This window comes from Streptomyces sp. NPDC091292, from assembly GCF_044757265.1.
Classification (GTDB): domain Bacteria; phylum Actinomycetota; class Actinomycetes; order Streptomycetales; family Streptomycetaceae; genus Streptomyces.
Genome location: NZ_JBIVUQ010000008.1, coordinates 112,753 through 130,371, shown reverse-complemented (window position 1 = coordinate 130,371; position 17,619 = coordinate 112,753). Strand labels below are relative to the sequence as shown.

Below are 17,619 nucleotides of genomic sequence, written 5' to 3'. Positions count from 1 at the left end.
CTAGAATCCGGATTTCCGTCTGGTGGAGGAGTACGCAGTACCGCAGAATGCCAGTGCCGCAGGTCACAGGGCTCCCACGTGGCGAGACACCTGGTCCGGCGGACGAGCGCGACCGATAAACTGAAGTCGGACCACGCCGGGCGCAGCCTCCGGCCGGTCCGCCCATGAACAGCCAGCAGCCGCTGCAACCCCAGGGAGCGATGTGTCCCGCCGTCTCTTCACCTCGGAGTCCGTGACCGAGGGTCACCCCGACAAGATCGCTGACCAGATCAGCGACACCATTCTCGACGCGCTTCTGCGGGAGGACCCGACCTCCCGGGTCGCCGTGGAGACGCTGATCACCACCGGCCAGGTGCATGTGGCCGGAGAGGTCACGACGAAGGCGTACGCGCCGATCGCGCAGCTGGTGCGCGACAAGATCCTTGAGATCGGCTACGACTCATCGAAGAAGGGCTTCGACGGCGCCTCCTGCGGCGTGTCGGTGTCCATCGGCTCCCAGTCCCCCGACATCGCGCAGGGCGTCGACACGGCGTACGAGAAGCGCGTCGAGGGCGCGTCGCGCGGTGAGGGCGGCGACGAGCTGGACAAGCAGGGCGCCGGCGACCAGGGCCTGATGTTCGGCTACGCGTGCGACGAGACGCCCGAGCTGATGCCGCTCCCCATCCACCTCGCGCACCGCCTGTCCCGGCGCCTGTCCGAGGTCCGCAAGAACGGGACCATCCCCTACCTGCGGCCCGACGGCAAAACTCAGGTCACCATCGAGTACGACGGCGACAAGGCCGTCCGCCTCGACACGGTCGTGGTCTCGTCGCAGCACGCGTCGGACATCGACCTCGACTCGCTGCTCGCCCCCGACATCCGCGAGTTCGTCGTCGAGCCGGAGCTGAAGGCGCTCCTGGACGACGGCATCAAGCTGGAGACCGAGGGCTACCGCCTCCTGGTGAACCCGACCGGACGCTTCGAGATCGGCGGCCCGATGGGCGACGCCGGACTCACCGGCCGGAAGATCATCATCGACACCTACGGCGGCATGGCCCGCCACGGTGGCGGCGCCTTCTCCGGCAAGGACCCGTCCAAGGTGGACCGCTCCGCCGCGTACGCGATGCGCTGGGTCGCCAAGAACGTCGTCGCCGCGGGTCTCGCGTCCCGCTGCGAGGTCCAGATCGCCTACGCCATCGGCAAGGCCGAGCCCGTGGGCCTGTTCGTGGAGACCTTCGGCACGAACAAGGTCGACACGGAGCGCATCGAGTCCGCGATCGCCGAGGTCTTCGACCTCCGCCCCGCCGCGATCATCCGCGACCTCGACCTGCTCCGCCCGATCTACGCCCAGACCGCGGCGTACGGCCACTTCGGCCGCGAACTCCCGGACTTCACGTGGGAGACGACGAACCGGGTGGACGCCCTGCGGGAGGCGGCGGGGCTGTAGCCGCCCGCCGCGACCGCGTCGTACCACGAGGCCGGACATCCCCGCGGGGGTGTCCGGCCTCGACGCGTCGGCGCCCGGAACACGCCCCGCCACTGTCCGAGCCGTCTGGTAGGAATGCTGGTGTGAGCAGCGGTGACGGGCAGGGGCAGGGGGGTGGTGGGGGTGTGCCTGAGCAGTTGGCTTTGATTCGGGAGAGTGTGCGGCAGGCCAAGGTGCCTCGGGCCAAGCCGCGGACCTGGCGGGGGGCCGCGCTGGCCGGCGAGCTGCCTGTCGCGCGGGTGCTCGTGGACAAGGGTGTGCTGCATCTCGACCGGTACTTCGACTACGCCGTCCCCGCCGAGCTGGACGAGCAGGCGCAGCCCGGGGTGCGGGTGCGGGTGCGGTTCGGGGCCGGGCGGCATCAGGTGCGGGACGGGCGGCGCGAGGGCGGCGGTCTGGTCGACGGGTTCCTCGTGGAGCGGGTCGCCGTATCGGAGTACTCCGGGCCGCTGGCCGCGCTCGCCCAGGTCGTGTCGCCCGAGCCGGTCCTCGGGGACGAACTGCTCGCCCTGGCACGGGCCGTCGCCGACCGGTACGCGGGAAGCCTCGCCGACGTCCTCCAGCTCGCGGTCCCGCCGCGCAACGCCCGCGCGGAGGGCAAGCCGTCCCCCGACCCCCTGCCGCCGCCCCCGGCACCCGACCCCGGGTCCTGGGCGCGGTACGGACGAGGGCCCGCCTTCCTGGACGCCCTCGCGACCGGGGGCGCGCCCCGCGCCGTGTGGAACGCGCTTCCGGGGCCCCTGTGGGCCGACGAACTCGCCCGCGCCGTCGCCGCGACGCTCGCCTCGGGGCGCGGCGCGCTCGTCGTCGTACCGGACGGCCGGGTCGTCGCCCGCGTCGACGCCGCGCTGACCGCGCTCCTCGGACCGGGACACCACGCCGTGCTCACCGCCGACGCCGGGCCCGAGAAGAGGTACCGGCAGTGGCTCGCCGTGCGGCGCGGTTCCGTGCGGGCCGTGGTCGGCACCCGCGCCGCCATGTTCGCGCCGGTACGGGACCTCGGCCTGGTCGCGATCTGGGACGACGGCGACTCCAGCCACAGCGAGCCGCACGCGCCCCAACCCCACGCGCGCGAAGTGCTGTTGCTGCGCGCCGCGCACGACCGGAGCGGCTTCCTGCTCGGTGACGTGGGCTGCACCGTCGAGGCCGCCCAGCTCGTCGAGAGCGGCTGGGCGCGACCCCTCGTCGCCGACCGCGCACAGGTGCGGGCCGCCGCGCCGCTGGTGCGCACCGTGGGCGACGCCGACCTCGCGCGCGACGAGGCCGCGCGCGCCGCCCGGCTGCCCAGCCTCGCCTGGCAGGCCGCCCGCGAGGGCCTGCGGCACGGACCGGTCCTCGTCCAGGTGCCCAGGCGTGGTTACGTACCCCGGCTCGCCTGCGAGCGGTGCCGGGAGCCCGCCCGGTGCCGGCACTGCGCCGGACCGCTGGAGGCGCGGGACGGCACCGCCGCGCTGCGGTGCGGATGGTGCGGGCGGGAGGAGGGCGGCTGGCACTGCCCCGAGTGCGGAGGGTTCCGGCTGCGGGCCCAGGTGGTCGGCGCCCGGCGCACGGCCGAGGAGCTGGGCCGGGCCTTTCCCGCGGTGCCGGTGCGGACATCGGGGCGGGAACAGATCCTGGACACCGTTCCGGACGCCCCCGCCCTCGTCGTGAGCACACCGGGCGCGGAACCCGTCGCCGAGGGCGGGTACGCCGCCGCGCTGCTCCTCGACGGGTGGGCGATGCTCGGCCGGCCCGATCTGCGCGCGGGCGAGGAAGCGCTGCGGCACTGGATCGGCGCCGCCTCGCTGGTACGGGACCAGGGCGCGGGCGGCACCGTCGTGGTCGTCGCCGAGCCGACGCTGCGGCCCGTGCAGGCGCTGGTGCGGTGGGACCCGGTGGGCCATGCCGTGCGGGAGCTGGCGGAGCGGGCCGAGCTGGGGTTCCCGCCCGTGTCACGGATGGCGGCGGTCTCCGGACCGCCCGAAGCGGTGGCGGACTTCCTCGCCTCGGTCGAACTCCCGGCCGACGCCGAGGTGCTGGGCCCGGTACCGCTGCCCGTCGTGGAGGCCGGGCGCCCGGCCGCGCGGCGGGTCGGGGCGCCCCCGCCCGGGGAGCGATGGGAGCGGGCGCTGGTGCGGGTGCCACGGGGGAGCGGCGCCGCGCTGGCCACCGCCCTGAAGGTCGCCCAGGCCGCACTGGCGGCGCGGGGCGCCGGGGGGAACGGGGGAGCGGTGCGGGTACGGATCGATCCGCCCGACATCGGATAGCGGGAACGGGCTCGCCGGCCCGTAGGAGTACGCCCGGCCCCCGCGGGCTGCTGGGTCGCTCTTGTCCCAGCAGCCGCTCTGCGGTGGCGTCAGCCGTTGCGGGGGCCGGGGAAGGCTCCCGGGCGGGGGTCGTCGCGGAGGGTGGTGGGGCTGCCCGACAGGGGCTGCGTCGGCATGGAGCGGGCGGCGGGGACCGACGGGAGCGGGGCCCCGACGCCGACCGGACGCGAGCCCGACGGCTCGGGGGTCCGCTCGGTCGCCCGCTCGGCGTCCGCCGCTGCCTGCGCCGCCGCCCGCCGCGCCCCGTACCGCCGGTGCACCGCCTGCTTCGTCACGCCGAGCGCCGAGCCCACCGCGTCCCACGAGAAGCCCAGCGAACGGTCGAAGTCCACGGCCGCCGTGACCAGGGTCTCGACGCTGTCCCGCAGCTCCTGGGCGAGCCGGACGGTGGGAGCGGGAGCCCGGCCGTAGACGACGAAGCCCGTGGACGGGCCGGAGCGGCGCGGGCGGTAGACATTGCCCAGTTGGGCGGTGAGGGTGCGCAGCGCGTCCACCTGTCGGCGGACCCGCTCGATGTCCCGCACCAACAGGTGCAGGCTGGCCCGTGCCTGTGCGTCGTGGGTGGCGTGGTCGGCCATGAACAAGCCTCTCGAACCGGCGGTGAAAGGGGATCGGGCCGCGACCGCGACCCGCTGTTGTCAACTCTTTCTTGACCAACGCTTCACGCGGTATGTGGTCACGGTGCCGGGGCGCAAGGGCATATGCGCAGGGCGCGCGGGCGCCCGTACGCCCCCGGCGTACCCCGCGCCGTGCGCCCATAGACTGGTGCGCTGCCCGTCACGAACCTTGCCCGAGAGGCCGACAGCCACCGATGAAGCTCGTCTTCGCAGGCACCCCCGAGGTCGCCGTACCCGCCCTGGACGCCCTGATCGCCTCCGGCCGGCACGAGGTGGCGGCCGTCGTCACCCGTCCCGACGCACCCGCGGGACGCGGTCGCCATCTCGTCGCGAGCCCCGTCGCGCAGCGCGCCGAAGAGGCCGGGATCGAGGTGCTGAAGCCGGGGAGGCCACGCGAAGAGGCGTTCCTCGCACGGCTGCGCGAGATCGCGCCCGACTGCTGCCCGGTCGTCGCGTACGGTGCGCTGCTGCCGCGCGTCGCCCTCGACGTCCCGGTGCACGGCTGGGTCAATCTGCACTTCTCGCTGCTGCCCGCCTGGCGTGGCGCCGCACCTGTGCAGCACGCGGTCATGGCCGGCGACGAGATCACCGGCGCCTCGACCTTCCTGATCGAGGAGGGCCTCGACTCGGGCCCGGTCTTCGGCACGGTCACCGAGGAGGTCCGGCCCACCGACACCAGCGGCGACCTGCTCACCCGGCTCGCGTTCGCCGGCTCCGGACTGCTCGCCGCGACCATGGACGGCATTGAGGACGGCACCCTCAAGGCCGTACCGCAGCCCGCCGACGGCATCACGACCGCGCCGAAGATCACCGTCGACGACGCCCACGTCGACTGGGCGGCGCCCGCGCTCCGGGTGGACCGCGTGGTGCGCGGCTGCACGCCCGCGCCCGGTGCCTGGACGGTGTTCCGCGGCGAACGGCTCAAGCTGATCCAGGTCACCCTGGCCCCGGACCGCACGGATCTCGCACCCGGCGCGCTGTCCGTCGGCAAGAACAATGTGTACGTGGGCACGGGCTCGTTCGCCGTGGAGCTGCTGTGGGTCCAGGCGCAGGGCAAGAAGCCGATGCGTGCGGCGGACTGGGCGCGGGGGGTACGGATCGCCGAGGGCGAGGAGTTGGGGGTGCGCTGACGGTTCGCGGAGTGTTCGCGGACGCCCGTAAATGAGTTGCCGTGGAGGGCGGTGCCGGGGTCTCATCGGAGAGTCTGATCCGAACCAGAAGGTGGTGTTGTATGCCCCGGGCCCCACGGGACCGTTCTCGCGTCCGAGGGAGGGAACCCGTCACCGCGGTGTGAACTGCCCGGGAGCGAGGCGGATTTGAGCATGTGCCGGAAGGCAGCTGCCCGTGTCCGTTCCGTAGCGCCCAGGAGTCGTTTCCACGATGTCCCGCACCACCAGAAGAACCCCAGACAGAAACGCTGACAGAAATCCCGACAGAGCGTCCGGCACCCCGGCACGATCCGGGGACACCTCGCGAAGAGTCCGTAACACCTCCGCGAGAGCCCGTGTCGAGGCGCGCGCCGAGTCCTTCCGCTGTCTTCACTGCGGCCTCGACGTGCCCATGACCGCGGCCGGCACCGGTCACCGCAACCACTGCCCGAACTGCCTGTGGAGCCGTCACCTCGACGACACCCCCGGCGACCGGGCCGCCGACTGCGGCGCCCGGATGGAACCGCTCGCCATATCCGTACGCGGGGACGGCGAGTGGGTGCTCGTGCACCGCTGCACCGGCTGCGGTGTCCTGCACGCCAACCGCACCGCCGGCGATGACAACGCACTGCCGCTGACCCGGCTCGCGGTGCTGCCGCTGGCCCGGCCGCCGTTCCCACTGGAGCGGCTGGGCTCACTGTAGAAGGCCCGTAGAAGACGGTGCTCCGGGGGAGAGCGGGCGAGGCCCGGCCACGACGTACGCTGGTCGGTGCACGTCCCCTCTTCCCCGGAGCACCTTTTCGTGAACGAGCAGCCGCGTCGCCACCCCGGCAAACAGGGCGGCAAGCCCTACCGCCGCCCCAAGAAGGACCCCGTTCGGATCCTCGCCTTCGAGGCGCTGCGGGCCGTCGACGAGCGGGACGCGTACGCCAATCTCGTCCTTCCGCCGCTGCTGCGCAGGGCCCGGGAGAAGGGCGGCTTCGACGACCGGGACGCCGCCCTCGCCACCGAGCTGGTGTACGGGACGCTGCGCCGCCAGGGCACCTACGACGCCGTGATCTCGGCCTGCGTCGACCGGCCGCTGCGCGAGGTGGACCCGCCCGTCCTGGACGTCCTGAGCCTGGGCGCCCATCAGTTGCTCGGCACCCGTATCCCCTCGCACGCCGCCGTCTCCGCCTCCGTCGAGCTGGCCCGGGTCGTCCTCGGCGACGGCCGCGCCAAATTCGTCAACGCCGTGCTCCGCAAGATCGCGGGGAACGACCTCGACGGCTGGCTGGAGCTGGTCGCGCCCCCGTACGACGAGGACCCCGAGGACCATCTCTCCGTCGTCCACTCGCATCCGCGCTGGGTCGTGTCGGCGCTGTGGGACGCGCTCGGCGGCGGCCGGGCCGGGATCGAGGAGCTGCTCGAAGCCGACAACGAGCGGCCCGAGGTCACCCTCGTCGCCCGGCCGGGCCGGATCGGCGCCGGTGAACTGCTCGACGGCCTCGGCGAGCGGGCGCTGCCGGGCCGCTGGTCGCCGTATGCCGTGCGGCTCACCGAGGGCGGGGAGCCCGGCGCGCTCGACGCGGTGCGCGAAGGCCGGGCCGGTGTCCAGGACGAGGGCAGTCAGCTCGTCGCGCTCGCCCTCGCGCACGCGCCCGTCGAAGGCCGCGACGAGCGGTGGCTCGACGGCTGCGCCGGCCCCGGTGGCAAGGCCGCGCTGCTCGCGGGGATCGCCGCCGAACGCGGCGCCGCGCTGCTCGCCGCCGAGAAGCAGCCGCACCGCGCCGGGCTCGTCGCCCAGGCGCTCGCGGGCAACCCGGGCCCGTACCAGGTCATCGCCGCCGACGGGACCCGCCCGCCGTGGCGGCCCGGCTCCTTCGACCGGGTCCTGGTCGACGTGCCGTGCACCGGGCTCGGCGCCCTGCGCCGCCGTCCCGAGGCCCGCTGGCGGCGGCGCCCCGACGACCTCGCCGGGTTCGCGCCGCTTCAGCGGTCCCTCCTGGAGAACGCGCTGGACGCCGCCCGGGTCGGCGGAGTCGTCGGCTACGCGACCTGCTCCCCGCATCTCGCGGAGACCCGGGCCGTCGTGGACGACGTCCTCGCCCACCGGGGCGGCGCCGAACTGATCGACGCCCGCCCGCTGCTGCCCGGCGTCCCCGCGCTCGGCGACGGGCCCGACATCCAGCTCTGGCCGCATGTGCACGGCACGGACGCGATGTACCTGGCGCTGCTGCGGCGCACGGACTGAGCCACGGCGGACCCATCCACGGCGGCTACCAGGTCACCGGCAGCTCCAGCGGGAAGCGCCGGATCGTGTGCGTGTCCCAGCGGATCCGGTCCGGGGGGACCGCGAGCCGCAGCGCCGGGAACCGTTCCAGGAGCCGTCCGATCGCGACCTCCAGCTCGGCCATGGCCAGCGGGACGGCGATGCACCGGTGTCCGCCCCAGCCGAAGGTCATGTGCGGGGCGGGCGGCCGGTCCGGGTCGATGGCGTGCGGGTCCGGATAGCGCGCGGGGTCGTGGTTCGCCGTCAGATACGAGACATGGACGAAGTCGCCGGCCTTGATCCGTACGCCGTCCATCTCCACGTCCGCCAGGGCGACGCGGGGAATGCCGACGCCCTTGCGGAAGGGGATGACGCGGAGCAGTTCGTTCAGGACGTCGGTCAGTGTCTCCGGGCGGTTCCTGAGGTGGCGCATCAGGTCGGGGCGGGTCAGCAGCACGTACGCGATGTTGCTGATCTGGCAGGTGGCGGTGTCCTGGCCGCTGAGCGCCAGCGTCAGGGCCATGACCGCCAACTCCCCGTCGTCGAGCGCGTCCTCGCCGTCCTTGGCCGCGGCCAGTGCGCTGATCAGGTCCTGCCCCGGGGAGCGCCGCCGCTCGGCGACCAGGGCGCCGAAGTAGCTCCGCAGCTCCGCCTTGGCGCTCGCGGCGGTCTCGCGGCTGCCCGGACCTGTGGCGAGGAGCTGGTGGGTGTAGCGCTGCATCCGGGGCCAGTCGTCGCGCGCGATCCCCAGGACGTCGTAGATCGTCAGCTGCGGGAGCTGGTTCGACAGATGGCGGACCAGGTCCGCTGGGCGCCCCTGGCCGGCCATCTCGTCGAGGAGGGTGTCGGCGAGCCGGGAGATGTCGAGCCGCATCCGGTCCACGTGCGGGGTGGTGAACGCCTGCGACGCCAGGCGTCTGAGGCGGCTGCTGTCCGGCGGGTCCATCACATTGATCGACTCCGGCGAGACGATGGGTTCCGGCGTCAGCCGCGGATAGTCGCATCCCGTGATCTCCGCCCGGCTGAACCGGGGATCGTTGGTCACCTGGCGCACGCTGTCGAACCCGGTGACGAGCCACGCGTCGCGGTCGCCGTACGGAAGTCTGATCAGGGGGAGCGAGTCGCGGGCCATCAGCGCCGCGAGTGCGGGGTCGAAGTCCAGTCCCTCGCTGAAGTCGAACGGGCACGGGATCGCTTCACTGCTTCGGGGTGTCACGCGGTTCTCCCTTTTCAGCCGCCTTCGCTGGTTCATGCATATGCCAATCCGGGGTTGCCAGAACCTCGGGACACCTTCCGGTGCGCCAATCGGCCCCTGGTCGTATCCAGCCGGTCGCATCAGGCCGGTCGTATCGAGCCGGTGCGTGTCTCGCGATGTGCGGCCGACAGGGCCCTGTCGAGAGTGGGTGGGGGTCGGGATATCTTGATGTCGAGCAATGTTGCAGACGTGGAAATGTCGCAGACGTGGAGTGGAGCGGAGCACCCGGTGACTGACTCGACCATCATCTATACGCACACCGACGAGGCCCCGGCCTTGGCGACGTATTCGTTCCTGCCCGTCATCCAGGCGTACGCCTCGACCGCCGGGGTCACGGTGGACAGCCGTGACATCTCGCTGGCGGGGCGGATCATCGCCGGTTTCCCGGAGTATCTCCAGGAAGGGCAGCGTATCGATGACGCTCTCGCCGAGCTGGGCGAGCTGGCCAAGACGCCGCGCGCGAACATCATCAAGCTGCCGAACATCTCGGCGTCGATCCCGCAGCTGAAGGCGGCCGTCGCGGAGCTGCAGGCGCAGGGCTACGCGCTGCCGGACTACCCGGACGACCCGAAGACCGACGAGGAGCGCGACATCCGCGCCCGTTACGACAAGGTCAAGGGCAGCGCCGTGAACCCGGTGCTGCGCGAGGGCAACTCCGACCGCCGCGCGCCCGCGTCGGTGAAGAACTACGCCAAGGCGCACCCGCACCGCATGGGCGCCTGGTCGTCCGCGTCGAAGACGAACGTCGCCACCATGGGCACCGACGACTTCCGCTCCACCGAGAAGTCCGCCGTCGTCACCGAGGCCGGTGCGCTCCGCATCGAGCTGGCCGGGGACGACGGCACCACCACCGTCCTGCGCGCGTCCGTGCCGGTGCTCGCGGGCGAGGTCGTCGACGCGTCCGTGCTGCGTGTCGCGCCGCTGCGTGAGTTCCTGACCGCGCAGATCGCCCGTGCCAAGGCCGAGGACGTCCTGTTCTCGGTGCACCTCAAGGCGACGATGATGAAGGTCTCCGACCCGATCATCTTCGGCCATGTGGTGCGCGCGTTCTTCCCGAAGACGTTCGCCGCGTACGGCGAGACCCTGGCCGCCGCCGGGCTCTCCCCGAACGACGGCCTCGGCGGCATCCTCAAGGGCCTGGAGACGCTGCCCGACGGCGCCGCGGTCAAGGCGTCCTTCGAGGCCGAGATCGCCGAGGGCCCCGCGCTCGCGATGGTCGACTCGGACCGCGGCATCACCAACCTGCACGTCCCCAGCGATGTCATCGTGGACGCGTCCATGCCGGCCATGATCCGCACCTCCGGGCACATGTGGGGCCCGGACGGCGAGGAGGCCGACACCCTCGCGGTGCTCCCCGACAGCAGCTACTCCGGCATCTACCAGGCCGTCATCGACGACTGCCGCGCCCACGGCGCGTACGACCCGTCGACCATGGGCTCGGTGCCGAACGTCGGTCTCATGGCGCAGAAGGCCGAGGAGTACGGCAGCCACGACAAGACGTTCGAGATCGCCACCACCGGCACCGTGCGTGTCGTGGACACGGCCGGGAACGTGGTCCTGGAGCAGGCCGTGGGCGCCGGTGACATCTTCCGGATGTGCCAGACCAAGGACCTGCCGATCCAGGACTGGGTCAAGCTCGCCGTCACCCGCGCCCGCGCCACCGGTGACCCGGCCGTGTTCTGGCTCGACGAGGGCCGCGCGCACGACGCCCAGCTGATCGAGAAGGTCAAGCGGTACCTGCCGGAGCACGACACCGAGGGTCTGCGGATCGAGATCCTGGCCCCGGTCGACGCCATCACGTTCTCGCTGGAGCGCATCCGCCGGGGCGAGAACACGATCTCCGTCACCGGCAACGTGCTGCGTGACTATCTGACCGACCTGTTCCCGATCCTGGAGCTGGGCACGAGCGCGAAGATGCTCTCGGTCGTCCCGCTGATGAACGGCGGCGGGCTCTTCGAGACCGGCGCCGGCGGCTCCGCCCCCAAGCACGTGCAGCAGCTCGTCAAGGAGGACTACCTGCGCTGGGACAGCCTCGGTGAGTTCCTGGCGCTCGCGGTCAGCTTCGAGCACCTGGCGACCACCACCGGCAACGCCCGCGCACAGGTGCTCGCCGACACCCTGGACCGCGCCACCGGCACCTTCCTCAACGAGGACAAGTCGCCGAGCCGGAAGCTGGGCGGCATCGACAACCGGGGCAGCCACTTCTACCTCGCCCTGTACTGGGCGCAGGAGCTGGCCCGGCAGACCGGCGACGCCCAGCTCGCCGAGGCGTTCGCGCCGCTCGCCAAGGTGCTCGGCGAGCAGGAGAGCACCATCGTCGACGAGCTGATCGCCGTCCAGGGCTCCCCGGTCGACATCGGCGGCTACTACCAGCCCGACCCGGCCAAGGCGGCGGCCGTGATGCGCCCGTCGAAGACGTTCAACCAGGCGATCGACTCGCTCCGAGCCTGATCACCTGTAAGAAGTCCGCCCCGGCCGCGCACCGCCCGGCCGGGGCGGACGTGTGTCCGGCTGCGCATACGCGACAAGAGATGGCACCCCGTGCCGTATTCGTCGCCATATCCCCCCGTACCAACCAGGTGGCGCGGCACGCAGTGTCTTAGTAAAGGATTGGTACGGACCGACGCGGGCGAGGTGCGTCGGGCATGGCAGGCTTGAGGCATGGCCGCGCAGATCAATCCCAGTATTCTCTCCGCCGACTTCGCCCGTCTCGCCGATGAGGCGCGCGCGGTGGAGGGCGCCGACTGGCTCCACGTCGACGTGATGGACAACCACTTCGTCCCCAACCTCACCCTCGGGGTCCCGGTGGTGGAGTCCCTGGCGCGCGCCACGGACACCCCGCTCGACTGCCATCTGATGATCGAGGACCCCGACCGCTGGGCCCCGCAGTACATCGAGGCGGGCGCCGGGTCGGTCACCTTCCACGTCGAGGCGGCGGCGGCGCCCGTGCGGCTGGCGCGGGAGATCCGCGCCAAGGGCGCCCGCGCCTCCATGGCGCTGAAGCCGGCAACCCCGATCGAACCGTACGAGGATCTGCTCCCGGAACTCGACATGCTGCTGGTCATGACGGTCGAGCCCGGCTTCGGCGGGCAGGCGTTCCTCGACATCATGCTGCCGAAGATCCGCCGGACCAGGGAGCTGATCACCAAGCACGGCCTGGAGCTGTGGCTCCAGGTGGACGGCGGAGTCTCGGATTCCACCATTGAGAGGTGCGCCGAGGCGGGCGCGGACGTCTTCGTCGCGGGCTCCGCGGTGTACGGCGCCGCCGACCCCGCCGACGCGGTACGTGCACTGCGCACCCGTGCGGAGGTGGCCACCGCGGGCGCGGCATGGGCATGCGACCACTGAGCCACGGGAACGTGAACGCCGTCCTTCAGGGCTGATCAAGTACGCCGGATCTGCAAGGATGAACGGCGAATCCAGGTTGTGAACAGCAGTGAGGAGAAAGCCGTGACTGGCTTGTCGGCGGGCCGATCAGCTCTGCGGATGGGACCCGCCGAGCTGGTGCAGGCGGCGGCCATGGCCCGCCGCTTCTACCTTGAGGGCAAGTCCAAGATCCAGATCGCCGAGGAGTTCGGCGTGAGCCGCTTCAAGGTGGCCCGGGTCCTGGAGACCGCTCTGGAGCGCGATCTCGTCCGCATCGAGATCCGCGTACCCGCCGAGCTGGACGCGGAGCGCTCCGACATGCTGCGCGCCCGCTACGGCCTGCGGCACGCCGTGGTCGTGGAGTCACCCGCCGAGGCCGAGGAGTCGCCCGACCCCGAGAACCTGGGCGAGGTCGCCGCCGACCTCCTCGGTGAGCTGGTCGCGGAGGGCGATGTCCTCGGTCTGGCCTGGGGCCGCTCGACCATCCACATGGCGGCGGCGCTCGACCGGCTGCCGCCCTGCACGGTCGTGCAGCTCACGGGTGTCTACGACGCCGGGACCGCCGAGCGCGGCTCCGTCGAGGCGGTCCGCAGGGCCGCCCAGGTGTCCGGCGGCGACGCCCACCCCATCTACGCGCCCATGCTGCTGCCCGACGCGGCCACCGCCACCGCGCTGCGCCATCAGACCGGGATCGCCCGCGCCTTCGAGTACTTCGACAAGGTGACCGTCGCCTGCGTCTCCATCGGCTCCTGGGAGGCCGGTATCTCCACCGTCCACGACATGCTCACGGACGAGGAGCGCTCCCACTACGCCTCGCTCGGGGTCGCCGCCGAGATGTCGGCGCACCTCTTCGACGCGGAGGGCCGCCGGATCGGGCGGGACCTGGGGGAGCGCTGTATAACGGTCGAGGCCGACCGGCTGCGCCGTATCCCCGAGGTCATCGCCATCGCGGGCGGGCAGCGCAAGGCCCCCGCGATCGACGCGGTGCTCCGCTCGGGCCTGGTCACCAGCCTCGTCACGGACACCGCCGCGGCGGACTACCTGATGGCGGCCGGACCCCCGCCGCGCCCCGCGCTCGCCCGCGAGGACCCCGACGGCGAGGGATGACGGGCCGGACGCGGGGGTGCGTGCCAGCATCGGTGTCATGGTGCTGAAGAACGGTGTCATGGTGCTGAAGTCGGCCCGGAGCCCGTCCGCGCGGAGTGTCCGTCACTCCCTCCCGATCGTCCTGATCTTCCTGATGGCCCTGGCCGGTCTCGCCGGTGGACTGGTGGGATGCGGCGCCGCCGACAAGGGCGCCGGACCGGCCGCCTCCTCCGTCACCGCCCCCGGCTGGGCGCACGGCATGGCCACCGTCGCCGCCGACCGGTTGCCCGCCGAGGCCCGTGACACCCTCCGCCTCATCGACAAGGGCGGCCCGTTCCCGTACGCCAAGGACGGTGCGGTCTTCGGGAACTTCGAGCGGCTGCTGCCACAGCACCAGCGCGGGTATTACCACGAGTACACCGTTCCCACGCCCGGCTCCCGGGACCGGGGCGCGCGGCGCCTCGTCAGCGGTGACGGCGGCGAGATCTACTACACCGACGACCACTACGCGTCCTTCAAGGCGGTACTGCGATGACGGCCGGGCCCACCCTGACCCAGGCACTGCGCGCGAGCGACTGGACCACGACACGGCTCGACCTCCGGGGCGTCGCCGACAAGGCCGCCTTCATGGAGCGCTGCGCCCGCGCCCTCGACCTGCCCGACTGGTTCGGCCGGAACTGGGACGCGCTCGCCGACTGCCTCACCGACCTGTCCTGGGCCCCGCCCGCTCAGGGCCGGGTCCTCCTCGTCACGGGCTGGCAGACGTATGCGCAGGCCCGGCCCGAGGAGTGGGGCACCGCACAGGAGGTCTTCGCGGACGCCGTCGCGTACTGGCGTGGCCAGGACACCGGGATGGAGATCCTGCTCGCCCTCGGCGACCCGGGCCGCGACCCGGGCCGCGATCCTGGAGGATCCGACGACGGCGGGTCGGCGACGCCTGGATGATCGTCCCGGAATGGGCATTCCCGCCGCCATGGGACACTGAAGTACGTGCTCTTCCCCCCGGCTGACCTGTCCGGGGGCCACCTCTGATCGACTGGGATGAGCGGCACGTGCGTTTCCTCAATGACCTCCAGCCTCCGTACGACCTGACGTACGACGACGTCTTCATGGTGCCGAGCCGTTCCGCGGTGGGCTCCCGGCAGGGCGTCGACCTGGCGTCGCCGGACGGCACGGGCACCACCATCCCGCTCGTCGTCGCGAACATGACCGCGATCGCCGGCCGCCGGATGGCCGAGACCGTCGCCCGGCGCGGCGGACTCGTCGTCATCCCGCAGGACATCCCGATCGAGGTCGTCACCGACGTCATCTCCTGGGTCAAGCAGCGCCACCTCGTCCTGGACACCCCCATCGTGCTCGCCCCGCACCAGACGGTCGCGGACGCGCTCGCGCTGCTGCCCAAGCGCGCGCACAACGCCGGTGTGGTCGTGGACGAGCAGCACCGCCCGGTCGGTGTCGTCACCGACGAGGACCTGACCGGCGTGGACCGCTTCACGCAGCTGTCCGAGGTCATGTCCCGTGACCTGGTGATCCTCGACGCGGACATAGAGCCGCGCGAGGCGTTCCACCGGCTCGACGGCGCCAACCGCCGGTACGCCCCCGCCGTGGACGGCGACGGGCGGCTGCTCGGCATCCTGACCCGGCGCGGTGCGCTGCGCGCGACCCTCTACACACCGGCCACCGATGCCGGAGGGCGGCTGCGGATCGCCGCCGCCGTCGGCATCAACGGCGATGTCGCGGGCAAGGCCAAGCAGCTCCTCGACGCCGGGGTCGACACCCTCGTCGTGGACACCGCGCACGGCCACCAGGAGTCGATGATCTCCGCGATCAAGGCCGTCCGGGCGCTCGGCCCGAAGGTGCCGCTGGTGGCCGGGAACATCGTCGCCGCCGAGGGCGTACGCGACCTGATCGAGGCGGGCGCCGACATCGTCAAGGTCGGTGTCGGACCCGGCGCGATGTGCACCACGCGCATGATGACCGGGGTCGGCCGCCCGCAGTTCTCGGCGGTCCTGGAGTGCGCGGCCGAGGCGAAGAAGTACGGCAAGCACGTGTGGGCCGACGGTGGCGTACGGCACCCGAGGGACGTGGCGATGGCGCTGGCCGCCGGGGCGTCCAACGTGATGATCGGCTCCTGGTTCGCCGGTACGTACGAGTCGCCGGGCGACCTCCAGCAGGCCGCCGACGGGCGCCTCTACAAGGAGTCCTTCGGCATGGCGTCGGCGCGGGCCGTCCGTAACCGCACCAGCGACGAGTCGGCGTACGACCGGGCCCGCAAGGGGCTCTTCGAGGAGGGCATCTCCACCTCGCGGATGTTCCTCGACCCGGGCCGTCCCGGTGTCGAGGACCTGATCGACTCGATCATCGCGGGCGTCCGCTCCTCCTGCACCTACGCCGGCGCGAACTCGCTGGAGGAGTTCGCCGAGAAGGCGATCGTCGGGGTGCAGAGCGCGGCCGGATACGCCGAGGGGAAGCCGCTGCACGCGAGCTGGAACTGAGGCACCGGCCCAAGAGATCCGTCAGGGCCGCGCTTGACGTCAGGGCCGCTTGACGTCAAGCGGCCTACGGACGCCCGGTCTCCGTCCGCGCGGCCCGCGCCGCCGGTGCCTCGTGGACCCAGATCGGCGCGGCGCTCGGCACCAGCAAGCAGGCCGCGGACCGGCCCGGGGACGACGCCGTCTGACCAGCGGCGGCCCGTGTTCTACTTCCTGTACAGCCACCCCCCGCGCCGCCCCTGAGAGAAGTGATCCACCCTCCGTGCGACTGAACGACCTCGACGAACGCATCGTGCACGCCCTCGCCGAAGACGCCCGCCGCTCCTTCGCGGACATCGGCCAGCAGGTGGGCCTTTCGGCGCCCGCCGTGAAGCGGCGCGTCGACCGGCTGCGCGCCATCGGCGCCATCACCGGGTTCACCGTGCGGGTGGACCCGGCGGCGCTCGGCTGGGAGACCGAGGGATTCGTGGAGATCTACTGCCGGGGCAAGACCTCGCCCGAGACCATCCACCGGGGTCTGGAGCGCTATCCGGAGATCGTGTCGGCGTCCACCGTGACCGGTGAGGCGGACGCGATCGTGCAGGTCTTCGCCTCCGACATGCGCCACTTCGAGCGGGTGCTCGAACGGATCGCGGGAGAGCCGTACGTGGAGCGCACCAAGTCGGTGCTCGTACTGTCGCCGCTGCTCAGGCGCTTCTCCTCCGGAGCACCTGGTTAGCCGAGGCCGAGCCCCGGTCCCGTCTGCCGTGCCAGCGCGTTGTTGCCGATCGAGTTGTGCACGCTGAAGCTGACCGTGTCCGAGCGGTAGCGGTCGTCGGACCACTCCACCGGGCGGCCCTCGCGGGTCGTCGTGATCCGGCGCACCCGCAGCAGCGGGCTGGTCCGGCGCACGCCGAGGAGTTCCGCGTCCCGCGCGCCCGCCGCGACCGCGTCTATCAGGTGCTCCCCGTACGCGAACACCAGGCCCGTGTCCTCGAACAGACGCTGCGTCACCGACGGGCAATCCGACTCGATGCGCTCCACGGCGGGCGCGATCCAGTCCGCGTAGACGGTCCGCTCCAGGAGGACCGGCTCGCCGTCCAGGCCGCGCAGCCGCAGCACCGACAGGACCCTTGCTCCGGGCCCCAGTTGGAGGCGCAGCGCGTCCGGCGCCGTGGCCTGGCGGTACTCGGACTCCACCACCCGGCCCGTCGCCGTACGCCCCATCGAGCGGGCCCACTGCGCGAAGCTGCGGAGTTCGGCGAAGCTCTGGCTGCGGCGGCTGGCCAGGACCACGCGGCGCGCGCCCTGCCGGGACCCGATCAGCCCCTCGGCGGTGAGCGCGGCGACGGCCTGCCGGACGGTGCCGCGCGCGACGGCGTACCGGGCCGCCAGCTCCGTCTCGGGCGGCAGGAGTCCGCCCACGGCGTACTCCTCGCGGTCGATCGCCCGGCGCAACTCCTCGGCGATCTCCTCATGTCGGGCCGTCATGCTCCGCCTTCCGCCTTCCCTCTTCCGTCGGCAGCTGTCCGAGCAGCTCGGTGGCTGTGCACAGCACACACAACGCGACCACGATAAACGAGGTCCATGTGTGCCCTGTGCCGAGAGCGAGTGTCCGGGGAACCGGCGGAAGCGGTTCGCCCGGAGTTAACCG

The 17,619-nt window shown here is 72.4% G+C and carries 15 protein-coding genes; 12 read left to right on the top strand and 3 right to left on the bottom strand.

The features are described from left to right. Nucleotides 1–202 precede the first annotated feature (202 nt). Both metK and ACIQNU_RS22775 read left to right on the top strand, forming a co-directional pair. Nucleotides 203–1,426, top strand: coding sequence for a methionine adenosyltransferase (metK, locus tag ACIQNU_RS22780; protein ID WP_401369299.1), 1,224 nt, complete (start codon nucleotides 203–205; stop codon nucleotides 1,424–1,426). A 122-nt stretch (nucleotides 1,427–1,548) separates the two neighbouring features. Further along, entirely contained in the window at nucleotides 1,549–3,711 is a 2,163-nt protein-coding gene (locus ACIQNU_RS22775) for a primosomal protein N' (RefSeq protein WP_401369296.1), read from the top strand. 89 nt (nucleotides 3,712–3,800) lie between these two features. On the opposite strand, the gene ACIQNU_RS22770 is transcribed toward ACIQNU_RS22775, so the two are convergent. After that, complete coding sequence (locus tag ACIQNU_RS22770; protein WP_401369293.1) at nucleotides 3,801–4,349, bottom strand: hypothetical protein; 549 nt, start codon at nucleotides 4,347–4,349, stop codon at nucleotides 3,801–3,803. A gap of 233 nt (nucleotides 4,350–4,582) precedes the next feature. Between ACIQNU_RS22770 and fmt the strand changes: the two genes are divergently transcribed. The 3 genes from fmt to ACIQNU_RS22755 all read left to right on the top strand — a co-directional run bounded on the left by fmt (nucleotide 4,583) and on the right by ACIQNU_RS22755 (nucleotide 7,769). Continuing rightward, the gene (gene fmt / locus ACIQNU_RS22765) at nucleotides 4,583–5,518 is read left to right on the top strand and encodes a methionyl-tRNA formyltransferase (protein WP_401369291.1); all 936 of its coding nucleotides are present in this window, start codon (nucleotides 4,583–4,585) and stop codon (nucleotides 5,516–5,518) included. A 250-nt stretch (nucleotides 5,519–5,768) separates the two neighbouring features. Beyond that, complete coding sequence (locus ACIQNU_RS22760) at nucleotides 5,769–6,239, top strand: RNHCP domain-containing protein (RefSeq protein WP_401369288.1); 471 nt, start codon at nucleotides 5,769–5,771, stop codon at nucleotides 6,237–6,239. Between the two features lie 99 nt (nucleotides 6,240–6,338). Then, entirely contained in the window at nucleotides 6,339–7,769 is a 1,431-nt protein-coding gene (locus ACIQNU_RS22755) for an RsmB/NOP family class I SAM-dependent RNA methyltransferase (protein WP_401369285.1), read from the top strand. Between the two features lie 25 nt (nucleotides 7,770–7,794). Here ACIQNU_RS22755 and ACIQNU_RS22750 read toward each other — a convergent pair whose 3' ends face one another. Continuing rightward, the gene (locus ACIQNU_RS22750) at nucleotides 7,795–9,003 is read right to left on the bottom strand and encodes a cytochrome P450 (RefSeq protein ID WP_401369282.1); all 1,209 of its coding nucleotides are present in this window, start codon (nucleotides 9,001–9,003) and stop codon (nucleotides 7,795–7,797) included. 267 nt (nucleotides 9,004–9,270) lie between these two features. Here ACIQNU_RS22750 and ACIQNU_RS22745 point away from each other — a divergent pair, with 267 nt between their 5' ends. From ACIQNU_RS22745 to ACIQNU_RS22715, 7 genes are all read left to right on the top strand, one after another. Then, nucleotides 9,271–11,493, top strand: a complete 2,223-nt coding sequence (locus ACIQNU_RS22745) for an NADP-dependent isocitrate dehydrogenase (RefSeq protein WP_401369279.1) — start codon at nucleotides 9,271–9,273, stop codon at nucleotides 11,491–11,493. A 210-nt stretch (nucleotides 11,494–11,703) separates the two neighbouring features. After that, a complete protein-coding gene (gene rpe / locus ACIQNU_RS22740; RefSeq protein ID WP_401369276.1) occupies nucleotides 11,704–12,390 on the top strand; it encodes a ribulose-phosphate 3-epimerase in 687 nt (228 codons plus the stop codon). A gap of 78 nt (nucleotides 12,391–12,468) precedes the next feature. Beyond that, nucleotides 12,469–13,515, top strand: a complete 1,047-nt coding sequence (locus ACIQNU_RS22735; RefSeq protein WP_401369273.1) for a sugar-binding transcriptional regulator — start codon at nucleotides 12,469–12,471, stop codon at nucleotides 13,513–13,515. A gap of 133 nt (nucleotides 13,516–13,648) precedes the next feature. Next, nucleotides 13,649–14,029: a ribonuclease domain-containing protein gene (locus ACIQNU_RS22730; RefSeq protein WP_401369908.1), complete on the top strand. Its 381-nt coding sequence runs from the start codon at nucleotides 13,649–13,651 to the stop codon at nucleotides 14,027–14,029. Next, nucleotides 14,026–14,439 (top strand): barstar family protein, encoded by a 414-nt coding sequence (locus ACIQNU_RS22725; protein WP_401369271.1) that lies wholly within the window; start codon nucleotides 14,026–14,028, stop codon nucleotides 14,437–14,439. Before ACIQNU_RS22730 ends, ACIQNU_RS22725 begins: the two co-directional genes overlap by 4 nt. Before the next feature lie 107 nt (nucleotides 14,440–14,546). Beyond that, nucleotides 14,547–15,989 carry a GuaB1 family IMP dehydrogenase-related protein gene (locus tag ACIQNU_RS22720; protein WP_401369269.1) on the top strand — a complete coding sequence of 481 codons (1,443 nt, stop codon included), beginning with the start codon at nucleotides 14,547–14,549 and terminating at the stop codon, nucleotides 15,987–15,989. Between the two features lie 259 nt (nucleotides 15,990–16,248). Beyond that, the gene (locus tag ACIQNU_RS22715) at nucleotides 16,249–16,704 is read left to right on the top strand and encodes an Lrp/AsnC family transcriptional regulator (protein ID WP_401369267.1); all 456 of its coding nucleotides are present in this window, start codon (nucleotides 16,249–16,251) and stop codon (nucleotides 16,702–16,704) included. Here the strand turns inward: ACIQNU_RS22715 and ACIQNU_RS22710 are convergent. Next, nucleotides 16,701–17,456 (bottom strand): GntR family transcriptional regulator, encoded by a 756-nt coding sequence (locus tag ACIQNU_RS22710; RefSeq protein ID WP_401369265.1) that lies wholly within the window; start codon nucleotides 17,454–17,456, stop codon nucleotides 16,701–16,703. The two genes, ACIQNU_RS22715 and ACIQNU_RS22710, sit on opposite strands and share 4 nt — an antisense overlap. Nucleotides 17,457–17,619 lie beyond the last annotated feature (163 nt).

Excerpts from the sequence above, each read along its gene's own strand:
- ACIQNU_RS22770 (WP_401369293.1), bottom strand. The coding sequence starts at position 4,349 with ATGGCCGACCACGCCACCCACGACGCACAGGCACGGGCCAGCCTGCAC.
- fmt (WP_401369291.1), top strand. The coding sequence starts at position 4,583 with ATGAAGCTCGTCTTCGCAGGCACCCCCGAGGTCGCCGTACCCGCCCTG.
- ACIQNU_RS22760 (WP_401369288.1), top strand. The coding sequence starts at position 5,769 with ATGTCCCGCACCACCAGAAGAACCCCAGACAGAAACGCTGACAGAAAT.
- rpe (WP_401369276.1), top strand. The coding sequence starts at position 11,704 with ATGGCCGCGCAGATCAATCCCAGTATTCTCTCCGCCGACTTCGCCCGT.
- ACIQNU_RS22730 (WP_401369908.1), top strand. The coding sequence starts at position 13,649 with ATGGCCCTGGCCGGTCTCGCCGGTGGACTGGTGGGATGCGGCGCCGCC.
- ACIQNU_RS22725 (WP_401369271.1), top strand. The coding sequence starts at position 14,026 with ATGACGGCCGGGCCCACCCTGACCCAGGCACTGCGCGCGAGCGACTGG.
- ACIQNU_RS22710 (WP_401369265.1), bottom strand. The coding sequence starts at position 17,456 with ATGACGGCCCGACATGAGGAGATCGCCGAGGAGTTGCGCCGGGCGATC.